This is a genomic window from Bacteriovorax sp. BAL6_X, from assembly GCF_000443995.1.
Classification (GTDB): Bacteria; Bdellovibrionota; Bacteriovoracia; order Bacteriovoracales; family Bacteriovoracaceae; genus Halobacteriovorax_A.
In genome coordinates this window covers 189,208-210,236 of the sequence record NZ_AUMC01000009.1, presented here as the reverse complement: position 1 = coordinate 210,236, position 21,029 = coordinate 189,208, and the positions used below count along the sequence as shown (strand labels likewise).

The window sequence follows — 21,029 nt, the reverse complement described above, 5'->3', positions numbered from 1 at the left end:
TTTATTTACAGAATTCTAAGTCATATTTGTTAAAAGTTTTAGGGTTATATAGATATTTGATTCTTTCTTGTCTCGTTTTGTTGTCATTAAAGCTTCTAAGAATAGGACCATCGATTTCAGTTTTTGAAAAGTCCAACTTAATATCTTCAATATCACCATCGTAGAGGTAGTAATCATAATCTTTAAAACCAGCATTATTAAAAATGAAAATATCTGAGCGTACGATATAGGCTCTATGACTAATAGAAGATAAAGTTGTCTTTTCATTTATTTCAAAAATATTATTATCAAAATTGATGTAATAGTTAGAATCAATACTTGTACTTTGAGGTGCTTTTGTAAAACATTTCGTTTTAGTTACGAATCTATTTGGTTTAATAAAGTTAATTTCAAGTAATGAGTCTTCAAGTTCCATTAGCGGATATTCCATAGCAAACATTCCAATAGCGAAAGCGTCTGAAGAATCAAGATTTATAGTTATATTATCAATCTTAGATATTATATCAATTTCAACTTTTTCACCCTCAAGACTAACACCCTCATACAACGCAATCTCTTCATGCTTCTTAGTTAGAAAACCAATCACATTTCCGTCTTGAGAAATGAGTGCGCCATCTTTAACACCATCACAATTTTTGATGTTAAGAAGTTGGGATTCGTTATCGAATGAGTTAGCGTAAGCAAGTGAGGCGTATGTAAGTTCACATGATTGTTTTGTAAGGACTCCAAATTTATCAAAGCTTAATAGCTCAACTGAATTATTATCAGGGTCTGGAATTGAGATTGTTGCTAGAGTTTCCAATTCTTTGGCAGTAGTAAGTTTAAGAACTTTGTCGTTAAATTCGTTCGATAGCACTTCTTCAACTGATGTGACCTTGATTATTTCTCCGGCCGTTGTTTGGATATGAAATGTGTTGCTTGCTTCGGCGCAGTTTTGTGAGATCAGAACTTCTGTTGCTGACTCGACTATACCGGCACAAGTTACTGATTTGTCGTTTGTTTTAACTGCAATAATCCCGTCTGGGCACTCATGGCCTTCGCAGAAATTTCCAACCTTGGCATTAAGAATGACTTTGTCCGAATTACTATCTGTTGGTTCCAACTGATTTGTGTTTGGTGTGTTGGAGCTTAAGACCTTTTGTGCATCCTTTGAGCACGAGGCCATCGAGAAAGCTAAGATTAAAATAAGTGGTGCGATTAACTTGTTCATGAAGCTAATTTAGCGAAATATTTGATCAAGTTGTTGCTTAGTGAATTTTATTTAGAGGGTGTTATATAATTTGACGCTTTTTTATCTTTCTATCTTACTGTTTTTACTAGGTTTTACATTATGCTAGAAGGCTCTATTGTTTTTACTAGTATGGTCTAGTATTTTGTGTTAATCTTTCGTTATGAAGATAATAGTTCGTGATATAAATCAAGAAGTGATCGATAAGCTTGAAGTGCTTAATGATCTAATCCACGTCATTATTGGGCCTAGGCAAGTTGGTAAAACGACGTCTGTGAAACAAATTGCAGAAAATGTTTCATATAATTCATTCTATACTACAGCTGATGGTGAGATCTCTCGCTCTCCAGAATGGTTAAAAGTTAATTATAATAATGCTATTAATGCTGGCGTTGAGCTTTTAATTATTGATGAAATTCAAAAAGTTGAAAATTGGGCAGAAGCTTTGAAGGAATTATGGGAGTATCGGGAAAAAGGGACGATGAGGGTTGTTGTTCTTGGTTCTAGCTCTTTAGATCTTCACCGTGGATTGTCTGAGAGCTTGGCAGGCAGATTTTATCTTCATCATTTTAATCACTGGAGCTATCCTGAAACTTTAAAGCTCATTGATATTAGTTTTTCTGATTACCTTAAATACGGAGGTTATCCTGGATCTTATGTTTTACTGGGCTCGAAAAGAGATTGGCTCCATTATATAAAAAATTCAATTGTCGATGCAGTTGTAAGTAAAGATATTCTTTCATTTACACATGTAAAATCACCTGCACTTTTTAGACAGTCATTTGATTTAATTTGCAGCTATGCCGCTCAAGAGATTAGTTATACAAAGCTACTAGGTCAGCTCCAAGATAAAGGTAATACTGATCTTGTTAAAAATTATATTCAACTTTTTGAGAAAGCTTTTCTTATTAAATCACTACAAAAGTTTTCGAATAAGGCACTTAAAAAAAAGTCATCTTCACCTAAGCTATTTCCATTGGCCCCCTCACTATTTTCCTCTGCATTGGATCTAGATTGTGATGATGAATATTATGGCCATGCATTTGAAATATCTGTTTTACAAGAACTTTTAAAGCTGCCTGGTGAGGTCTATTATTGGCGAGAAAGAAATGCAGAAGTAGACTTTATTTATCAAGAAGGAAAGACGATTCATGCAATTGAAGCAAAATACAAAAAATCTCGTAGCTTGAAAGGTCTTGAGGCTTTCTCCAGGCTATATCCTGAATCAAAAACCTATGTTGTTAATAAAGACAATTATCTAGAGGTCATCTCTAAATTATCGAAAATATAATTAAGGGTAAGAGGTACGTCGATACTTTTCGATATTCTCGAGTGTTAGATGGCATTAAGGACCTAAAATCCGTGTTTTCAGATAAATTATGAATCATTCGGTTCAGTTTGATGTTTGGAATATAGTTAAGTTATTGAAATTTGAATTGGTGATAAAGTTTACATGCTGGATTTCAAGCTAACTTACTGATTTATCGAAAAGTATCGATGTACCACATTCCATTTTGAAATAATTCATTTCATTTATGAAAAATTCGAGAAATTTCACTTATGAAATTTTATTTATGTCTCATCAAATGCTTAACAATAATTTTTATTAATAGTTTTTACAGTGTTCATAAATTCTATTGGATTATGGTGTATGAAGAACTACTAAACAACTTTGGGATAATTTAGAGAGAGGAGAGCAAAATGGATAAGGTTTTTCTAGAAAGACCTTCGGTAAACGAAGTTTTGCGGGACAAGATCAGAAAGTACAAAAAAGAGCATTCCCGCTTAAGTAGCAATCAAATTGCTAGAAGGCTTGGGCTTCCGCCTTCAACATTTCATCGCCTTGAAATGGGTGATGTTAAAAACCCTGGTCTCGACATTTGTGTCACAGTCCTAAATGGCCTGTGCTCAAAAAAAGAGACTGCGGAATTTGTGAGGGAATACTTCCCTGAGGTGCATGAGAGTTTGTATGGGTATTTTCAGGATGTAACTAAACTTGAAGCTCACGATAAAGATATTGAAAAGTATTTTCAAGAGCAACTTACTTATAAGATGATGTTAAAAGCGAGTTCAGCAGCAGGTTTAGTAGAGAATGAAGTACTTCAAGATTATGGTCGTGAAGGTCATAAAACTTTTATGAAGCTTGCGGCAGATGGAGTTTTTATAAATAAGAATGGAAGATTCTTTCTCTCTGATAGTGACTTAAGAATGAGTGGTTATTCTGCAAATAAGGTTAATGAGTTAATTTATAAAGAGTTGGCTGAAGAGTTTAGTTTGACACAAAGAAATAAAAAGTGCTCTAGGTCTTTATGGGTTGAATCTTTAAACTTAGAAAAAGTTCTGCCTGAGTTAAGAGAATTGACTGAAGAATATGATTATAAAATGAAAAAAATAATGATGAATCCAGATAATTTTGGAACAGACCTAGTTGCTTATTCATCATTACTAAAAAAACTATAAGGATATATTATGTGTAAAAAATTATATTTAATAATGTTACTTTCAAATATTATATTTGCTGGTACAGGAGACCTTGGTGGTGTATGGAGAGGAACAGGAGATTTAACTGATGATTGGAGAACTTTACCTATTATTGAAGTTGAAGAAAGATCAGGTGATGATTTAAAATCTCTTAATTCGGGTGACTTTAAGTTCGATTCACTTTCTGACAGATGGTTACTTAAAACTAAATCTAGAGTACTTAGTGTTGAAAATATTGAACTAATCGATAGTTATAAAAATAAGCAAATTGAAGTTGAAGATGTTTCTTTTAATGTTAAAAGAGCTAGAAAGAACATGTCTGCGAATATATTGAAAAGAAGAATATTAACTAAGGTAAAATTTAAAAATTATAAAATAGAAGATTTTAATTATTAATCTAGGGGCCTTGAGCCCCTTTTTTATTTGCAAAAATCGATGTTTTTAGTCTTATAACGATCGTCATTTACAGGTGTAATAATATAAAAAATATTTTCAGTTTTGTTAATGTTAGAATAGTTATTTGCTTGTGCTAATTCGTTTATACTACCGCTGTATATAATATGCTTATGGCTCTTATTAAACTCACCTAGTGATTGGTTGAAGTCCGCTACTAGGCTATACTTCATTGGTATATAGGCTATGTTTTTTAGAACTTTAATTTTCGATCTTTCATTAAATTCATATATATCATTATTAAAAACTATTTTTATCTTTTCATCTTCATAAGCTTCTTCTAATTCTTTATTTAGACATAAAGTATTCACTTCAAATGTGAAGTTCTTCTCATTAAAGATAATCTCCTGATTACTATATTCACCTTCCATAAGTGGAATTACAGATGCATATAAGCCTAATACAAGTGCATCATTATTATCATAATTTAAACTTAATGAATCTATTTTTGAAGTTATTGATTCAGTCGTAATGGTTCCATTCAGCGAAACCCCCTCATACAACGCAATCTCTTCATGCTTCTTAGTTAGAAAACCAATCACATTTCCGTCTTGAGAAATGAGTGCGCCATCTTTAACACCATCACAATTTTTGATGTTAAGAAGTTGGGATTCGTTATCGAATGAGTTAGCGTAAGCAAGTGAGGCGTATGTAAGTTCACATGATTGTTTTGTAAGGACTCCAAATTTATCAAAGCTTAATAGCTCAACCGAATTATTATCAGGGTCTGGAATTGAGATTGTTGCTAGAGTTTCCAATTCTTTGGAAGTAGTAAGTTTAAGAACTTTGTCGTTAAATTCGTTCGATAGCACTTCTTCAACTGATGTGACCTTGATTATTTCTCCGGCCGTTGTTTGGATATGAAATGTGTTGCTTGCTTCGGCGCAGTTTTGTGAGATCAGAACTTCTGTTGCTGACTCGACTATACCGGCACAAGTTACTGATTTGTCGTTTGTTTTAACTGCAATAATCCCGTCTGGGCACTCATGGCCTTCGCAGAAATTTCCAACCTTGGCATTAAGAATGACTTTGTCCGAATTACTATCTGTTGGTTCCAACTGAGTCGTATTTGGTATATTGGAGTTTAGGATCTTCTGGCTATCCTTTGAGCACGAGGCCATCGAGAAAGCTAAGATTAAAATAAGTGGTGCGATTAACTTGTTCATGAAACTAATTTAGCTAATAATTGAGAATTATTGCTTCTTAGTGAAATTTATTTATAGGGTGTAAAGAAGTAGAACGGTTTCTAAGTTATTAATATTATATATAATCTAATTGGTTCGGTTCTATGGGCCCAGTATTGTCAAAAGTATCGACGTACCTAATAAATGAGTGCGAGTTATGGCCAGATATGTTATGAAAAGGCATGGAAAATCAGGCTTCTAGAGATATTGCTTATATGCAAATGGCGCTTAATTTAGCGAAATTGGGTGAGGGAACAACTTCTCCCAATCCGATGGTTGGTGCTGTGATTGTAAAAGATGGGATTGTACTTGGAAAAGGTTGGCATAAAAAGGCCGGGCTTCCACATGCAGAACCTGAGGCAATCTCTGACGTGGCCGTAGATCAAAAGGCCGAACTTAAAGGCGCAACTATTTATGTAACGCTTGAGCCATGTTGTCACACAAATAAAAGAACACCTCCATGTGCACATGAATTATTAAAACATGGTTTTGCACGTGTTGTTGTCGCCTGCCTTGATCCAAATCCACAGGTTGCTGGAAATGGAATTAAGATTTTAGAAGCTGCAGGAATTGAGTGCAAGGTTGGCGTGCTTGAAGAAGAATCAAAAGAGCTTAATCGTGTTTTCTTTAAATCTATGCAAAGTAAGTTACCATTTGTTCATTTAAAACTTGCTCAAACTCTTGATGGAAAGCTATCTACAATGACAGGTGATTCGAAATGGATCACAGATGAAAGTGCCCGCAAGATGGTTCACGCTTTTAGAAAAAGATATGACGGTGTCATGGTTGGTCGTAAGACTCTTAACAACGATGATCCAAGCTTAAATATTCGTTTTGGCCTTGATGATAATGGGAAAATTCCATATCGAATTGTAATGGGCTCTATTTCTAAGATGGACCCACTTTCAAAAGTATTCAATGATCAGCACACGAAGAAAACGATAATTGTTACTACGGGAGCAGACTATCAATCTGCACCTGATGATGTTGTGAAGTTCTTTACTGAAAAACAAATACGAATTGTATTTGCTAAGTGTGATAGTAATGAAATTGTTATCGAAGATGCCATGGCACAACTAAAGGCCATCGGCGTTCAATCAATTCTAGTAGAAGGTGGAGGAATGCTTGCTTCGACTATTTTAAAGAAGAAGTTAGCGGATAAAATGACAATCTTCGTTGCACCTAAGATTTTAGGAAATGGTATTGGTTATTATGATGAGCAACTGGACTCAATGGCCGATGCTTTAAATTTCAAAAATGTAGAAGTTAAAAATATAGGATCTCAAGCAATGTTTGAGATTGATACGAGGTCATAGTGTTTACTGGACTAGTAAAAGAAATTGGAAAAGTTGTAAGTGTTCGCTCAAATGCTGAGGGGAAACTTATTGAAGTAAGCTCTAAAGAGCTACTCCCTGAAATTGCAATTGATGATTCAGTTGCAATTAATGGCGCTTGTCAGACGGCCGTGAAGGTTACGGACTCTACTTTTGTTGTACAAACAGTACATACGAGTTTGGATAAGACGACTCTTGGAAGTCTTAGGTCTGGTGAAGAGGTAAACTTAGAGTTGGCACTTCGTGCAAGTGATCGACTAGGTGGTCATATCGTTCAAGGTCACGTCAATGATGTTGGCCAAATTATTCAAATTCAAAGTCGAGGTAATAACTATCTTGTAACGATTAAAGTAAATTCAAAGCAAATGAAATATATTGTGAAAGAAGGATCAATAACAATTGATGGGATTTCACTAACTGTGGCCGATGTCTTTAAGGCCGATTCATCATTTCAACTATCAATCATTCCACATACTTGGGAAAACACGGTTTTAAGAAATCGCAGTGTTCAGAGTTTTGTGAATATTGAAGTGGATATCTTGGGAAAATATATAGAAAACTTGCTTTTTAACGGTGCTAGACGTAGTAATGGAGCAAGCACACAAAATTTGGAGTCATTTCTAAATGATTAAATTTGATAAAATTGAAGAGGCCATTGAAGATATTCGTCTTGGGAAGATGGTCATTGTAATAGATGATGAAGACCGCGAAAATGAAGGTGACTTCGTTATGGCAGCGGACCGTATTACACCTGAAGCAATCAACTTTATGGCAACAATTGGTCGCGGCTTAATTTGTGCACCAATTACGAAAGAGCGTGCTGTTGAATTAGATCTTCCACTTATGGTGAAAGAAAACGATTCAGTTCATCACACAGCATTCACTGTTTCTATTGATGCTGCAAATGGTGGTACTGGTATTTCATGCCAAGATCGTGCGCTAACAATTTCGTTACTAGCTGATAAGAATTCAACGGCCGACAGTTTTATGAGACCAGGTCATATCTTTCCATTAATTGCTAAAAGTGGTGGAGTGTTAGAAAGAGACGGTCACACTGAAGCTGCTGTTGATATGGCCCGCATTGCTGGCTGTTATCCGGCAGGTGTTATCTGTGAAATTATGAGTGCAGATGGAACAATGGCAAAAGCTCCTGAACTTTCTAAAGTTGCTCAAGAGCACGGTTTGAAATTTGTTACGATTAAAGACTTAATTAAATATAGAAAAGAAGCACTTGGTGAAAGTGCTGATAATTTAGGAGAAACACATGCCTAGAAATCTAGAAGGTAACTTAAATGCATCTGGAAAGAAATTTGCTGTTGTAGCAGGACGTTTTAACGAACTAATTACAAGCAAACTATTAGGTGGTGCAGTTGATTGCATTAAAAGACACGATGGAAACGTTGATGAAATGGATATTGCGTGGGTACCAGGTGCTTTCGAAATTCCATTAATTGCTCAAAGACTTGCAGCTTCAAAAAAGTATGATGCTGTTATTACTTTAGGTGCAGTTATTCGTGGATCGACTCCACACTTTGACTTTGTTTCAAATGAAGTTGCTAAAGGAATTTCAAAAGTATCACTTGAAACAGGTGTTCCTGTAACATTTGGTGTTCTTACAGTTGATACTATTGAGCAAGCTATTGAAAGAGCTGGTACAAAAGCTGGAAACAAAGGTTGGGAAGCTGCTATGTCTGCAATTGAGATGGCAACACTTTTAAAATCTATTGATTAAAATCATTTAAAAATATTCTTAAAAGAAAGGCCACTGACATAGTGGCCTTTTTTATTGGAAAAAACGAAAAAGATACAAACTCTATCGGTGTGTGGTGATGAGCTTATAGGCCTAAGTTATAGACTAACATGATTAATGTCAGGTTAATAAAAATAAAAAAAGTCTAATTAAAAGATCGAGTGATAAAGAAAAATTGAAGCTGCACTTGCAGCATTTAAGTGTGCAACATAATTTGTAATAGGTATAAAAAGCTTTTTATCACAAGTGTCAATAACTTCACGATCCATACCATTGCCCTCATTTCCAATAATTAAGGCCACTTTCTGTGGATACTTGAAGTCCGTAATTGATATGGCACCTTCTTCATTGGCCGTAGCACAAACTGCATAACCAAGTTTCTGAAGTAAAGAAATATCTTCTAGAAGGTTAAGTGACTTACATATATTTGCTTCAAATGCATTCCCCATAGAAACTCTAATACAGCGTCTTAGGTAAGGAGAAGCACTCTTTGCATCATAGATAATATTATCGAAACCAAATGCCATTGCTGCTCTTGTCATCGTCCCAACATTTTCTGGTGAAGTAACGCCATTAAAGATAAGAATTTTATCTCCAAGTTCATCAATTTTTTTTAGGGCATTAGTTTTAACCTTGGCCAGTATTCCATGATGAAGCTTAAAGCCAGTGATCTCTTCTAACTCTTTCTTTTCTTTAATTAGTACATGATTGCAATTATTATCAATTAATACTTTATTGGCTTCGTAGAACTCTTGAGTTGCAATGATCTTTTCTACTTCATGTTTTGAAACAAGTGCTTTGCAAACGACTTTTTCAGTTTCAGCGATACAGTAATCTTCTTTAATAAGATTCTTATCTTTTAAGTTATAGAATTCTTCAAAACCATTTATCACTTTAAAATTTCCTTTAAAAATTTACCTGTATGAGACGTTTTGATTTTTGCTATCTCTTCTGGTGTTCCTGTACCAACAATTGTTCCACCTCGGTGTCCACCTTCAGGTCCTAAATCAATTATTTGATCAGCAACTTTAAGTACATCTAAATTATGTTCAATGATAAGCACCGAATTATCACTTTCGACAAGTTCATTAATTGCTTTCATTAGAACTTTAATATCTTCAAAATGTAGTCCTGTTGTAGGCTCATCAAGAACGTAGAGAGTGTGTCCTTTTGTTGACTTAGCAAGTTCTCTTGCAAGCTTAAGTCTTTGGGCCTCTCCTCCAGACAGTGTTGTGGCCGGCTGTCCTAGAGTCATATAGCCAAGACCAACGTCATTCATTGTCTTTAGGATCTTTCCGAGTCTTCGATGATTTTTGAAGAATTCATATCCCTCTTCAATTGTCATCTCAAGAATATCTGCGACTGACTTTCCTTTATAGAGAACAGATAGAGTTTCATTATTATAACGACGGCCATTGCACTCATTACACGTTACATAGACATCTGGAAGAAAGTGCATCTCAATTTTTTGAGTTCCATTTCCTTCGCATTCCTCACAGCGTCCACCCTTAACGTTGAAGCTGAAGCGACCTGGTTTATAGCCACGAATCTGAGATTCACTAGTAGCAGCAAATAACTTTCTTACATCATCAAATAAGCCAGAATAAGTTGCTGGGTTTGAATGAGGAGTTCGGCCAATTGGTGATTGGTCTAGTTCAATAACAGTTTTGATCTTATCAAGCCCTGTGATTGATTTATAATTGGCCTTTTCGTAAATTGATCGATTAATTCGTGTTAGTTTACTTTTTACCGCTGGGATTAAGACTTCGTGAACAAGCGTTGATTTACCAGAACCAGAAACACCACTGATACAAACGAGTCCTCCAAGAGGAAAGTCTACATCGACTTTCTTTAAGTTATTATGCTCAGCACCTCTAAGTTTGATAAACTCATTAAGCTTGCGTCGCTCATTAGGTACTTCGATTTTTACTTTATGGTTGAGGTAATCAGCAGTAAGAGATTTCTTCTTAAGGAAGTCTTTAGTTGTTGCATGAGCAACGATCTCTCCACCGTGAACTCCTGCACCTGGTCCCATATCAATAATGTAATCACTTGCTTTCATCGTATCTTCGTCGTGCTCAACAACAAGAACTGTGTTACCTAGATCACGTAATTCTTTTAATGTATGAATTAGTCTTACATTGTCTCTTTGGTGAAGGCCGATACTAGGCTCATCTAAAACATAGAGAACACCTGAAAGAGCAGAACCAATTTGCGTTGCTAGACGAATACGTTGCGATTCACCACCACTTAAAGTTCCGGCAGAACGGTTAAGTGTTAAATAATCAAGGCCTACATCATTTAAGAATTTAAGACGTGAAGTAATTTCAATTAATAGTTTTGCACCGATCTTTTCTTTAATACCTTCTAGCTTTATGTCTTTAAAATATTCGTATGTTTCACTTAGTGGTACTTCACAAAGTTCAATAATATTCTTTTCACCTACTTTAGTGCTTAAGGCGATAGTATTAAGACGGCGTCCCTTACATTCTGAACACTTTTGTACTCGCATACTCTTTTCAAGTTCAGAACGTACTCTCTCTGAAGATGATTCTTGATACTTCTTGTCCAGCCAGTTAATTAACCCTGGGAATGGCTTAGAAAATTCAAAGACAGAGTTTTCAGATTTGAATTTATAGGTATAAACCTTTTCTGTTCCTTCAGTTAGAATTTTAAATATCTTCTTTGGCATTTTAGAAAGAGGAAGTTTTAAGTCAAAACCTTCTTCTTTAAGCATGCACTCAACCATCTTGTGAAGGAAATTATTCTTCTTTGTTAAAAGTGGAATTGCGCCCTTAAGAACTGGAAGTGAGTCATCGAAAATAATTTCGCTAAGAACAAATTCTTTTGATTCGCCAAGTCCATTACATTTTCCACATGCACCAACAGGTGAGTTGAAAGAGAAGAGCCTAGGTTCAAGATCAGGAAAGGCTTCGCCTGTTACATGAGACATATTGATCTCTGAATATGTATGGTATTCATCATCAATCATGACGTGAATAATTCCATTACCAAGCTTTAGGCCAAGCTCAACAGAGTCTGTTAAGCGCTTTTCGATATCTGCTTTTACTAAAATTCGATCGATAACGACGAGGATTTCATCAGATGCTTTTAGTGATTTTATTTCACTACTATCAAGTAGCATAATTTCATCATTTACGATAAAGCGGGAAAATCCCATTGAAAGGTACTTGGCCATTTGTTGCTCAAGAGCTTTTTTAGTTTCATCAGTGATTTCAACTGTAATATGAAGTTTTGTTTTTTCAGGTAGATCCATAAGGTCACGTGTAATCTGGCCTGGTGTGTAGCTAATAACTTTTTCACCATTGTTTGGATCGTAGAGATCTCCTACTCTTGCAAAGAGAACTCTCATATAATCATAGACTTCAGTAATTGTTCCTACTGTTGACCTAGGGTTCTTACTTGTTGTCTTTTGGTCAATTGCAATGGCCGGTGAAAGACCTGTGATCGACTCAACATCTGGTGCTTGCTGTTGTCCAAGAAATTGCCTCGCATAAGAAGAAAGAGATTCGATATAGCGCCTTTGGCCTTCAGCATATATTGTATCAAAAGCAAGAGAACTTTTTCCCGATCCGGAAGGACCTGTAATAACGGTCAATTGATTTTTTGGAATATCAATCGTGACGTCTTTTAAATTGTGAACACGTGCTTTTACGACTTTAATTTCATTGTTCATTTTTTATAACCTTTAAAGCTAGCTTTAAAACATAGTAACAGCCCATATAATTGGCACAATCTTTTCCGTAAAGATCAAAGGCCGTACCGTGATCAACACTTAGGCGAAGAAAGGGCATACCTAAGGTGATATTTGCACCCTTGGATTTAAACATCGTCTTAAATGGTGCAAGACCTTGGTCGTGATACATATAGACGAAGAGCTTATCACTTGCAAAATTATCATTTAGAAAGAGACCATCTGCTGGCAGAGGGCCAATAATTGTTTCATCGATATTAAGTGCTTTAATTGCTCTAATAATTTCTTTTTCTTCACTACCTAGGATACCACCTTCTCCGGCATGTGGATTAATTCCAGAAATAATGACATCATTTAAATGTCCAAAATATTTTTTGTAATTATCCACACAAATCTTAACCTTGTTGTGAATAAGGTCATGATTTATTTTCGCGGCGACATCCTTAAGAGGAATGTGATCAGTAATTAAAAGTACATTGGCATCATAGGACTTAAAGAACATCACAAGATTTTCATTTTTATATCTCTTGCGAAAATACTCTGTATGTCCCGACACTGGCCTGCCTTCAAAAAATAATTCATCTTTTGTTGTGGGCATCGTTACGAGGATGTCGCTAGGTCCACAAAGATCACAAGCTTGTTCAAGAGCATTATGTGAATAGGGGATCTGGACTAATGTACGATTTAATTCGGTAGGTAGTTGGTCTTTAAATTCTTCACCGACAAAGAGGTGGAATTTAGACTGCTGACTTGATGATAGAAGACTCCAAGCTTTTAAAAAAACTTCAAGTCCTATCCCTTTTTCATGGCCAGCAGTAACATAGATCATTTCTTCTATAATGTTTTTACATAGTGATTTGCTTTTTCTCTCTCAAACCACATTCTTGTAACTTCTTTTGCTTTAGCTTCATATAATTGAGCTCTAATTCTATTCTTAGCACTTTGAAATAGAGAGGACTCAACAACATCACGTGTTTTTACATAGAATATATGTGTTTCACCCATCATATTAATTGGTTGAGTGAATTGTCCTTCTTGTGTCTTATTAAGAAGTTTTTGCAACTCTGCAGTTAGACCATCGGCCGTGATATCACCAAGTGTTGAAGTTTCAATAGATCCATACTTACTTGGTAGAGGTCCACCTTTTTGAAAAGATTCCATCGTCTTCTTAAACTTAGCATAGTCTTTCTTTGTTACAATTGACTGATCAATTGAAAAGTCCACAAGAGTATAGCGGTAAGATACAGTCTTATTGTTTACATTCTCTTTAAAGAATTCGTTTTTAATTTCTTGTTCACTTACAGAGATAAGTGGAATGATAACAACCGAGTTAAAGTGATTAAACTCAATAGCTTCCTTGTTAAGTTCAAAAAACTCTTCAAAATTAGTATTGGATTTTTTAAGAAATGCGATTAGGTCTTTACGACTCAGGCCTAGCCTTTGTTCTTTTCTTTTAATTTCTTTTTCAACCGTTGAATCTGAGATTACATATCCCTGTTCCGCAAGAGTTGAACGAATAATATATTTTCTAATGATAAGATTAGAGATTGCCTTATCAGTATACTTCATTTCTTTCTTGTAGATAAATGGAGATATATTTTGGCGAATAGGTAGTGATTTTTTCACACGTTCGATCATTGATTTTGTGATGACGTGTTCATCAACTACTGCTGTAATCTTATCTAAAAGTTTTGTATTTTTTGCTTGTAGGTTTAATGTTGAAAAAAGTAGGGCCAAAAAAAGAAAAAGCCTCATGAACACCTCTTATTACTGTTCTTTCATCGATGAAGTATAGAACAATAATTTATCGTGCCCATGAGGCTTGTGCAAATTATTTAATCTTATTTATTTTAGATTTTTGTCTAAAATTTTAATATTGGCTTTTTTACGTAAGCCAGCGAAATAATCTTCAATAATTCTATCGCGCTTCCTGTCATAAACAAACTTTTTATAAGCGCCCATATTGATTTCTTCGTACTTTTTGACTCCAAGAACTTTAATTACGTGATAACCAAGTTGAGTGCGAACTGGACGTGTAATAAAGCCATCTTTCTTTCCCTTAATGGCCGCAAAATACTCTGGTGCCATAAAGAAAGCTGGTTGATATCCTACGTCACCCCCAGTATGAGCATTAGGTGATTGTGAATACTTATTAGCAAATTCAGCGAATTTTGCAGGCTCTTGTGATACTTTTTCATGGATTTCGAAAATCTTCTTTTGAGCAGCATTAATTTCATTTTCAGATGGAGCAACTCTTACTCTTAGTAAGATATGTGCTGTACGATACTCTGGAAATTCACTATAGAATTTCTTTACATCAGCATCTGTAACTTTAATTTTTTGGAATTCACCCTCTAGGTCTTTTGAAACTTGTGCGTTAAAGATTACTTCCTCTAATTTTCTAACAACGATAGGGTCCTTATCAAGCTTTGCCTTCTTAGCTTTTTCAACACCTAGCTTTTTGTTGATTAGGTCTGTAAGAACTCTTTTCATCGTTACAGGATCATTAGTAACAACATACTTATTTAGTAGGTATGCTTGATCTAACTCTTCTTTCGTGATTTTTTGACCATTTACTTCAGCTACGATTTTCTTTGGTGCAGCCTCAAGCCCTAGTGCAAGTAGTAAAACTAAAATGATTTTACCGTACATATAGATATCCTTTTCAAATTATCGAATTCAAATTCTTAAACTATATCTAATTGTACCAAAAATTCTTAAAAACTTATAAATTTCACTAAGATGGAACTATTTTTTCCGCAATTTCCTGACAAAACTCGACTAAACCACTCGGAGATATTGTGGTTTTATTAGTGAATATCAGTTTGAAATCTGGAGTGAAACGATATTTTCGTGGCATTCCTAAGAAATTATTCAAAATATTATTACGTAGCTGTTCATTTGCCTCAACGACATTTTGATCAAATTGAAAAATAAGCGTGTTATCAATTAACTGCGCCGACTTTACACCACAAGGCATCAGGTAGGAACGAGCTTCAAGAATGGCAATCAGTTGATTAAATTCTTCAGGGCCTGGGCCGTAGATATCAAAGATTGTCTCTTTTAAAGCAGTGATTTCATCAATTGATTTTGAATTTGATAATTGCTTGTAATATTTTAAACGCTCACTTGATTCACTAATAAAGTGGGCAGGAATGAAGGCCGCAAATGGTGTGTTGATTTCAATATCTTTTGTGATGACTTTCTTCTCACCACGAAGCTCCTGAATGGCCTCAGTTAGAAGTTCCATATAAAGCTCTAGACCAATGGCCTCGATATGCCCAGATTGATGGGCCCCAAGAATATCGCCGGCTCCACGAATTTCCAGGTCACAATTGGCAATTTGAAAACCGCTTCCCATATCCGCGTAAGTTTGGAGGGCCTTGAGACGTTTGGCCGCAATTTCTGTAATATTGCGATTATTTGGAACGACAAAGTAACAATAAGCTTTCTTATCTGAACGTCCAATTCGGCCACGAAGCTGGTGAAGTTGTGCTAGCCCATAACGGTCAGCACGATCAACAATCATCGTGTTGGCATTTGGAATATCAATTCCTGATTCAATAATAGTAGTCGAAATTAGAATCTGGTAAGCACCGTTGTAGAAAGCGGAGATACGAGACTCAAGTTCTTTTTCTGCCATTTGTCCGTGAGCAAAAACTATCTTTGCTTCTGGAACAAGCTCTCTAATATAGGCAGTGTAATTTTCTATATCTTGAACTCGATTATGGACAATAAAAACTTGGCCACCACGTTTAAGTTCACGGTTGATAGCCGCTTGAATTGTGTGATCATCTTCTTTAATCACATAAGTCTTAATCGACTGTCTTCTAGGAGGAGCCGTCTTAATAAGAGCAAGATCCTTAAGTCCTAAGAAAGATAGTTGTAGTGTTCTAGGAATTGGTGTTGCCGTTAAAGTCAAGAAATCAACTGAAGATTTTAGAAGTTTAAGTTGGTTTTTATGGCCAACACCAAAGCGTTGTTCCTCATCAACAATAACAAGACCTAGGTCCTTATAGCGAATAGTTTTACCAAGTAATTTATGTGTACCAACGATAATATCAATTTCACCTTTTTCTAATTTTTCTTTTGTTTCTTTTTCATCTTTTCCAGTTTTAAAACGTGAAAGATAGTCGATACGAACTGGGAATTTTTCAAAGCGCTTAATAAAAGAATTATAATGTTGAAGGGCAAGAACTGTTGTCGGAACTAAAACGGCAACTTGCTTTCCATCTAGAACAGCTTTAAATGCTGCACGCATGGCAACTTCTGTTTTTCCAAAACCAACATCTCCACAAACAAGAAAATCCATAGCTGTACTTGCTTGCATTTTATCAATAACTGAATCAATAGCGTTCTTTTGGTCTGGAGTTTCATTAAACGGGAATGAAAGTTCAAACTCTTTAAAGTCATGATCTGGAGGAGAGAATTGAAAAGCTTTAGCAGACGCTCTTTCGGCCTGAAGCTTTAGGAGGTCAAATGCTAGCTTCTTAATCGATTCGCGAGCTCTTGAAGTTAGTGCTGAGAATTTATTTGTTCTTAAGCTATCGACATTAACATTCAATTCTCCGCCGGCATGCTTTTGAATAAGATTCATCTTATAAATTGGTACGAATACTTTATCATTACCTTTATAAAGAAGAACTAGGTAGTCTGTTTTAGACCCACCAATATCCATTGCCTCTAGTCCTAGATATTTTCCAATACCGTGTTTAGAGTGAATAACGTAGTCACCTTCTTTAAGTGAAGCCAGTTGCTCTGCAAATAAATCGTAGTCGTGAATCTTTGAAACCTTGGCCTTGTCTCTTCTTATAGAAAATAAATCACTATCTGAAATCGTGAGTAATTTATCACTAGGGTAGAAGAAGCCTTCACTCAATTTGAAAGGAACAAACTCGATACGTTTCTTGATTTCAGGTTCTACTTCAAATGTTTCAATTAAATGTTCAATTTCTTTTCGAGAATTCTCATTTTGAATTGTAAAAATAATTTTCCCGGAGTATTTGAACTCACTTTTAATATGCTTAAAGAGTCCTGTTAAAAAATCCTTTTTAACTAAGTAGTTAATTTCGTGATAAGATATATAAGACTTGAATGGCCGAAACCCAAGGTCGACGATATTGCTGTCATTATCGAGGTTAACAGTAATATTTAAATGATTGAGGTTTAAACAAGCAATATCTTTTAAACGATCAATTGTTGATAAGTCATAAAAATATTTAGGGTCTGGAAGTAATTCTTCACAGTCTTCAAAATCTCTAGCGAGATCATCGATGTAATTTGAAAAATAGTCTTCAACATTGTCACGATCAAAGATTGAGACAATCCAATTTTCGTTAATGTAGTCGAGAAGTGTTGCAGTTTCATTTTCATTAAAAAATAAAGGCGTATAGATTGGATGATTTTCAAAAAGCATTCCACTTGAAAGCTTGCTAAAAATATCATTACGTTTTTCTAATAAGTCTCTTTGATTGGCCCTAGGGCGTGGGATATTATTTCGTAAATTATTAGAGTATTGTGACTCGCAAAAAATAGTAGGCCCAGGTGCAATGATAATTGACTCAAGTTTCTTATCCTTAATAGTCTTTAGGGTTTCTTTATCAATTTCATAAATCTCTTCAATCATTTCATCAAAATAATGAATACGTATTGGATGATGACCAACAGGATAGATGTCAAAAATTTCACCCTTCTTAGAAAATGTTCCTTGTTCTTCCACTGTAAAAGAAGAGCTGTATCCAAGTTTAACTAATTTTCCAGCTAGCTCATCAGGAGAAATGATATCTGATTCAGTAATTTCAATTTTAGTTTCATTAAAAAAATTGGCCGGTGGAACTTTTAAGCCAAGAGATTCTATTGAAGTGATAACTATTAATTCTTTATTTTCAGCACGTATAATTTTTTCCAATGCTGAGTGTCGGGCAAGTTGTGCACTTTCTGAGGCAAACATTCCCGAATAAGGTGACGCATCTAGTCCTGGGTAGAAAACAAGTTTTGTTTTAGAAAAGCTGGTTTTTACAAGCTCATAGAACTGTTCTGCGTCATCATAATTTTCAAAAATAAATAAATTCGATGGATTAAATTTACCATTTTTTTCTTGTAATAAGTACTTAGCAAATGCCCAGTGCTCCCTATTAATACCGTCGATGGTAAGGTCGTGTTGCCTAGTGTCTAACCAAGTATCTAGTTTTGTGCGTAGTGGTGAAAATAAATCCATGTCGTTTTTTAACATAAAATATTGTGAGAACAAAGAATTTATGCATTGGCCCATGCGTTACTAAATAGAAGATATTACTCAAAAAAAGAGGGGCCAATTTATTTCCAAAGTGCTAGTAATCGTGTAATATTTGGGAACTTACTTTACTTATACATGGAGATAAATCGATGTCGCAAAACTTTGACGTCTATATGCCGGTGTTAATTTTAGCCGCTGTAGCAGTTGTCGCTTTCTTTGGAACATTACTTGTCGGTCGTCTTGTAAGGCCAAATAATCCAACAGAATTGAAACTTACGCCATATGAATGTGGTGAGGAACCAACTGGTAGTGCTTGGTCTAACTTTAACGTTCGTTTCTATGTTATTGCTCTAGTATTTTTAATCTTTGATGTTGAAGGTGCTTTAATGTTCCCTGTTGCAACAGTTTATAAAAACTTTGTCGACATCGGACAGGGTGGTGCAGTTCTTGGATCACTTCTTCTATTCATTGTTATTTTAAGTTTAGGTTTAGTTTATTGCTGGAAAAAAGGTGACCTTGATTGGGTTAAATCTTTCCAAGCAAATATTAATGGAAAGGATAAATAATGAATTCAACGATTGTATCGTATTTATCACAAGCACCAGGCTTTTCTATGGCCGTGGATGCACTATCAAAACTTTTAGGAACTGATGCAACTGGAATCGTAACTTTTTTACTTTTCTTAGTTTTCTCATTAATCATCGTGGGTGCTCTTGCAACTATTGGTGGTCTTGGTACTTATGCAGAAAGAAAGATTTCTGCCGACCTTCAAATGAGGCAAGGTCCTAACCGTGTTGGTCCTTTTGGTATTCTTCAGTTTTTAGCTGATGGTGTGAAGATGATTCTAAAAGAGGATGTTGTTCCACGTGATGCGGACAAGTTCCTATTTAACATTGCACCACTACTGGCTTTAGTTGGTGTATTCATGTCACTTGCTGTTGTGCCATTCTCAAGCGGATTTACTCTAACTCACCTTAATGTTGGTGTTTTCTACTTATTAGGTGTTTCTTCACTAGTTGGTGTTGGTATCTTTCTTGGTGGTTATGCATCTAACTCAAAGTGGTCAATGCTTGGTGGTATGAGGGGTGCTTCTCAAATTATCTCTTACGAAGTTCCAGTAACACTTTCAATTCTTGCAATTGTAATCATGACTGGTTCATTATCATTTAAAACAATTACAGAAGCTCAGGGTGGTTTACCTCACCAGTGGTTTGTTCTTCATAACCCATTTACTTTCATTGGGTTCTTCGTACTTTTTATTGGTGCACTTGCAGAAACAAACAGAGCTCCTTTTGATCTTCCTGAAGCAGAGTCGGAACTAGTTTCTGGTTACCATACTGAATTTACAGGTATGAAGTTTGCATTTTTTGCACTTGCAGAATACATCGAAGTTTTCGTTGTTTGTGGTGTTTGTGCTGCTTTATTCTTAGGTGGATATCAAGTTCCTTTTGGTCTTGGTACAGGTGAATTCGTAAATAAATTAATTCCTTCAGCTCACCCGATGATTGGTAAGCAAGTTGGAAACTTTTTACAACTAGGTGCTTTCGTAACTAAGACACTTGCTCTTTATTACGTTGTTATTTGGATTAGATGGACACTACCAAGAATGAGAGTTGATTCTCTTATGGTACTTTGTTGGAAATATCTAACTCCAATTGCACTATTTAATATGATTGGTTGTGCTGTATGGCTTTACCTATTTAATGGTAAATCTATGTGGGCAATTCTTGGAAAAGTAATCGCATCTGCATCTGCTGGTGCGGGCGGACACTAATATTTAAGGATATTTGAAATGTTTATTAACACAATGTTTTTAATTTCAGCAGCGGCTACAGTTATAGGAGCATTCCTTGTCGCCGTTTCAAAAAATTTAATGCATGCATGTATCTACCTTCTTCTTACTCTTTTTGGAGTAGCTGGTCTTTATGCAACTTTAGGTGCTGACTTCTTGGCGGCCACTCAGTTAGTTGTATATGCGGGTGGTGTTGTAATTCTCATGCTATTTGCCATCATGTTAACTGGTGGAATTGAACAAGCTTATAATAAGCTAGGGATAAAAAAAGTAGCAGCAATGGGAACAGCTAAGACGTACTCTATTGCAGCAGTCATGATGCTTGTAATTAGTTTTGTATTAATGAAAATCCTAGCACCTGTTCTGAAGATTCAAAAACATGTGCAAATGGAAGATATGCAATCAACAGTTGAAGAGATCGGAACTAAGCTTATTACAGACCATGTTCTAGCTTTTGAAATTTCTTCAATCTTGCTACTTGGAGCTCTTGTTGGTGCAGCAGTAATTTCTAGACCAAGGAGATTAAAAAAATGATGACTTTATCTTCTTACTTACTAATTTCTTTCTTCTTATTCCTTGCAGGTGTTGCAGTAATGGTAGCAAGAAAGAATATTATCGCTATCTTACTTGGTGTTGAATTGATTTTAAACGCAGCTGCACTGAACTTCGCTGCTTACACAAGATATGCAAACCAGAATATTGACGGAAATATCATGTCACTATTCATTATTATTGTTGCTGCTGCTGAAGCGGCCGTTGGTTTAGCAATCGTGATTCGTTTCTTCCAGGTTAAAGATTCGATTCATATTGATGATGCAACTGAACTAAAAAGTTAATTAGAGATATAAGGGAAAAAA

At 35.4% G+C, this 21,029-nt stretch carries 19 protein-coding genes; 11 read left to right on the top strand and 8 right to left on the bottom strand.

What is annotated here, in order from left to right; translation table 11 throughout:
• Position 1: 1 nt before the first annotated feature.
• The gene (locus tag M902_RS09725; protein WP_021267561.1) at positions 2–1,210 is read right to left on the bottom strand and encodes a hypothetical protein; all 1,209 of its coding nucleotides are present in this window, start codon (positions 1,208–1,210) and stop codon (positions 2–4) included.
• Positions 1,211–1,391: 181 nt separating this feature from the next.
• Between M902_RS09725 and M902_RS09720 the strand changes: the two genes are divergently transcribed.
• The 3 genes from M902_RS09720 to M902_RS09710 all read left to right on the top strand — a co-directional run bounded on the left by M902_RS09720 (position 1,392) and on the right by M902_RS09710 (position 4,105).
• Entirely contained in the window at positions 1,392–2,519 is a 1,128-nt protein-coding gene (locus M902_RS09720; RefSeq protein ID WP_021267623.1) for an ATP-binding protein, read from the top strand.
• A 410-nt stretch (positions 2,520–2,929) separates the two neighbouring features.
• Positions 2,930–3,688: a helix-turn-helix domain-containing protein gene (locus tag M902_RS09715; RefSeq protein WP_021267686.1), complete on the top strand. Its 759-nt coding sequence runs from the start codon at positions 2,930–2,932 to the stop codon at positions 3,686–3,688.
• 9 nt (positions 3,689–3,697) lie between these two features.
• The gene (locus M902_RS09710; protein ID WP_021267745.1) at positions 3,698–4,105 is read left to right on the top strand and encodes a hypothetical protein; all 408 of its coding nucleotides are present in this window, start codon (positions 3,698–3,700) and stop codon (positions 4,103–4,105) included.
• Between the two features lie 23 nt (positions 4,106–4,128).
• On the opposite strand, the gene M902_RS09705 is transcribed toward M902_RS09710, so the two are convergent.
• The gene (locus M902_RS09705) at positions 4,129–5,328 is read right to left on the bottom strand and encodes a hypothetical protein (protein ID WP_021267676.1); all 1,200 of its coding nucleotides are present in this window, start codon (positions 5,326–5,328) and stop codon (positions 4,129–4,131) included.
• A gap of 200 nt (positions 5,329–5,528) precedes the next feature.
• On the opposite strand from M902_RS09705, the gene ribD reads away from it, so the two are divergent.
• Genes ribD through ribE form a run of 4 tightly spaced genes read left to right on the top strand, consistent with a single transcriptional unit; the run spans position 5,529 to position 8,412 of the window.
• Positions 5,529–6,662, top strand: a complete 1,134-nt coding sequence (gene ribD / locus M902_RS09700) for a bifunctional diaminohydroxyphosphoribosylaminopyrimidine deaminase/5-amino-6-(5-phosphoribosylamino)uracil reductase RibD (protein WP_021267417.1) — start codon at positions 5,529–5,531, stop codon at positions 6,660–6,662.
• Entirely contained in the window at positions 6,662–7,312 is a 651-nt protein-coding gene (locus M902_RS09695) for a riboflavin synthase (RefSeq protein WP_021267526.1), read from the top strand. The genes ribD and M902_RS09695 overlap by 1 nt, the downstream gene beginning before the upstream one ends.
• Positions 7,305–7,952, top strand: a complete 648-nt coding sequence (gene ribB, locus M902_RS09690) for a 3,4-dihydroxy-2-butanone-4-phosphate synthase (protein WP_021267644.1) — start codon at positions 7,305–7,307, stop codon at positions 7,950–7,952. The genes M902_RS09695 and ribB overlap by 8 nt, the downstream gene beginning before the upstream one ends.
• The gene (ribE, locus tag M902_RS09685) at positions 7,945–8,412 is read left to right on the top strand and encodes a 6,7-dimethyl-8-ribityllumazine synthase (RefSeq protein WP_021267478.1); all 468 of its coding nucleotides are present in this window, start codon (positions 7,945–7,947) and stop codon (positions 8,410–8,412) included. Before ribB ends, ribE begins: the two co-directional genes overlap by 8 nt.
• A gap of 167 nt (positions 8,413–8,579) precedes the next feature.
• Here ribE and M902_RS09680 read toward each other — a convergent pair whose 3' ends face one another.
• From M902_RS09680 to mfd, 6 genes are all read right to left on the bottom strand, one after another.
• Positions 8,580–9,323 (bottom strand): RNA methyltransferase, encoded by a 744-nt coding sequence (locus tag M902_RS09680; RefSeq protein WP_021267428.1) that lies wholly within the window; start codon positions 9,321–9,323, stop codon positions 8,580–8,582.
• The gene (uvrA, locus tag M902_RS09675; RefSeq protein WP_021267634.1) at positions 9,320–12,127 is read right to left on the bottom strand and encodes an excinuclease ABC subunit UvrA; all 2,808 of its coding nucleotides are present in this window, start codon (positions 12,125–12,127) and stop codon (positions 9,320–9,322) included. Before uvrA ends, M902_RS09680 begins: the two co-directional genes overlap by 4 nt.
• Complete coding sequence (locus tag M902_RS15975) at positions 12,117–12,974, bottom strand: PdxA family protein (RefSeq protein WP_021267554.1); 858 nt, start codon at positions 12,972–12,974, stop codon at positions 12,117–12,119. The genes uvrA and M902_RS15975 overlap by 11 nt, the downstream gene beginning before the upstream one ends.
• A gap of 5 nt (positions 12,975–12,979) precedes the next feature.
• Positions 12,980–13,900 carry a peptidylprolyl isomerase gene (locus M902_RS09665; RefSeq protein ID WP_021267451.1) on the bottom strand — a complete coding sequence of 307 codons (921 nt, stop codon included), beginning with the start codon at positions 13,898–13,900 and terminating at the stop codon, positions 12,980–12,982.
• A 90-nt stretch (positions 13,901–13,990) separates the two neighbouring features.
• Entirely contained in the window at positions 13,991–14,797 is an 807-nt protein-coding gene (locus M902_RS09660; RefSeq protein WP_021267611.1) for a peptidylprolyl isomerase, read from the bottom strand.
• Positions 14,798–14,882: 85 nt separating this feature from the next.
• Positions 14,883–18,377, bottom strand: a complete 3,495-nt coding sequence (gene mfd / locus M902_RS09655) for a transcription-repair coupling factor (protein WP_040314558.1) — start codon at positions 18,375–18,377, stop codon at positions 14,883–14,885.
• 152 nt (positions 18,378–18,529) lie between these two features.
• Between mfd and M902_RS09650 the strand changes: the two genes are divergently transcribed.
• Genes M902_RS09650 through nuoK form a run of 4 tightly spaced genes read left to right on the top strand, consistent with a single transcriptional unit; the run spans position 18,530 to position 21,008 of the window.
• A complete protein-coding gene (locus tag M902_RS09650; protein WP_021267401.1) occupies positions 18,530–18,946 on the top strand; it encodes an NADH-quinone oxidoreductase subunit A in 417 nt (138 codons plus the stop codon).
• Positions 18,946–20,154, top strand: a complete 1,209-nt coding sequence (gene nuoH, locus M902_RS09645) for an NADH-quinone oxidoreductase subunit NuoH (RefSeq protein ID WP_021267529.1) — start codon at positions 18,946–18,948, stop codon at positions 20,152–20,154. The genes M902_RS09650 and nuoH overlap by 1 nt, the downstream gene beginning before the upstream one ends.
• A gap of 18 nt (positions 20,155–20,172) precedes the next feature.
• Positions 20,173–20,706, top strand: a complete 534-nt coding sequence (locus M902_RS09640) for an NADH-quinone oxidoreductase subunit J (RefSeq protein ID WP_021267514.1) — start codon at positions 20,173–20,175, stop codon at positions 20,704–20,706.
• Positions 20,703–21,008 (top strand): NADH-quinone oxidoreductase subunit NuoK, encoded by a 306-nt coding sequence (gene nuoK / locus M902_RS09635; RefSeq protein WP_021267618.1) that lies wholly within the window; start codon positions 20,703–20,705, stop codon positions 21,006–21,008. Before M902_RS09640 ends, nuoK begins: the two co-directional genes overlap by 4 nt.
• Positions 21,009–21,029: the final 21 nt, after the last annotated feature.

Excerpts from the sequence above, each read along its gene's own strand:
- M902_RS09725 (WP_021267561.1), bottom strand. The coding sequence starts at position 1,210 with ATGAACAAGTTAATCGCACCACTTATTTTAATCTTAGCTTTCTCGATG.
- M902_RS09720 (WP_021267623.1), top strand. The coding sequence starts at position 1,392 with ATGAAGATAATAGTTCGTGATATAAATCAAGAAGTGATCGATAAGCTT.
- M902_RS09715 (WP_021267686.1), top strand. The coding sequence starts at position 2,930 with ATGGATAAGGTTTTTCTAGAAAGACCTTCGGTAAACGAAGTTTTGCGG.
- M902_RS09710 (WP_021267745.1), top strand. The coding sequence starts at position 3,698 with ATGTGTAAAAAATTATATTTAATAATGTTACTTTCAAATATTATATTT.
- M902_RS09705 (WP_021267676.1), bottom strand. The coding sequence starts at position 5,328 with ATGAACAAGTTAATCGCACCACTTATTTTAATCTTAGCTTTCTCGATG.
- ribD (WP_021267417.1), top strand. The coding sequence starts at position 5,529 with ATGGAAAATCAGGCTTCTAGAGATATTGCTTATATGCAAATGGCGCTT.
- ribB (WP_021267644.1), top strand. The coding sequence starts at position 7,305 with ATGATTAAATTTGATAAAATTGAAGAGGCCATTGAAGATATTCGTCTT.
- ribE (WP_021267478.1), top strand. The coding sequence starts at position 7,945 with ATGCCTAGAAATCTAGAAGGTAACTTAAATGCATCTGGAAAGAAATTT.
- uvrA (WP_021267634.1), bottom strand. The coding sequence starts at position 12,127 with ATGAACAATGAAATTAAAGTCGTAAAAGCACGTGTTCACAATTTAAAA.
- M902_RS15975 (WP_021267554.1), bottom strand. The coding sequence starts at position 12,974 with ATGATCTATGTTACTGCTGGCCATGAAAAAGGGATAGGACTTGAAGTT.
- M902_RS09665 (WP_021267451.1), bottom strand. The coding sequence starts at position 13,900 with ATGAGGCTTTTTCTTTTTTTGGCCCTACTTTTTTCAACATTAAACCTA.
- M902_RS09660 (WP_021267611.1), bottom strand. The coding sequence starts at position 14,797 with ATGTACGGTAAAATCATTTTAGTTTTACTACTTGCACTAGGGCTTGAG.
- mfd (WP_040314558.1), bottom strand. The coding sequence starts at position 18,377 with ATGTTAAAAAACGACATGGATTTATTTTCACCACTACGCACAAAACTA.
- M902_RS09650 (WP_021267401.1), top strand. The coding sequence starts at position 18,530 with ATGTCGCAAAACTTTGACGTCTATATGCCGGTGTTAATTTTAGCCGCT.
- nuoH (WP_021267529.1), top strand. The coding sequence starts at position 18,946 with ATGAATTCAACGATTGTATCGTATTTATCACAAGCACCAGGCTTTTCT.
- M902_RS09640 (WP_021267514.1), top strand. The coding sequence starts at position 20,173 with ATGTTTATTAACACAATGTTTTTAATTTCAGCAGCGGCTACAGTTATA.
- nuoK (WP_021267618.1), top strand. The coding sequence starts at position 20,703 with ATGATGACTTTATCTTCTTACTTACTAATTTCTTTCTTCTTATTCCTT.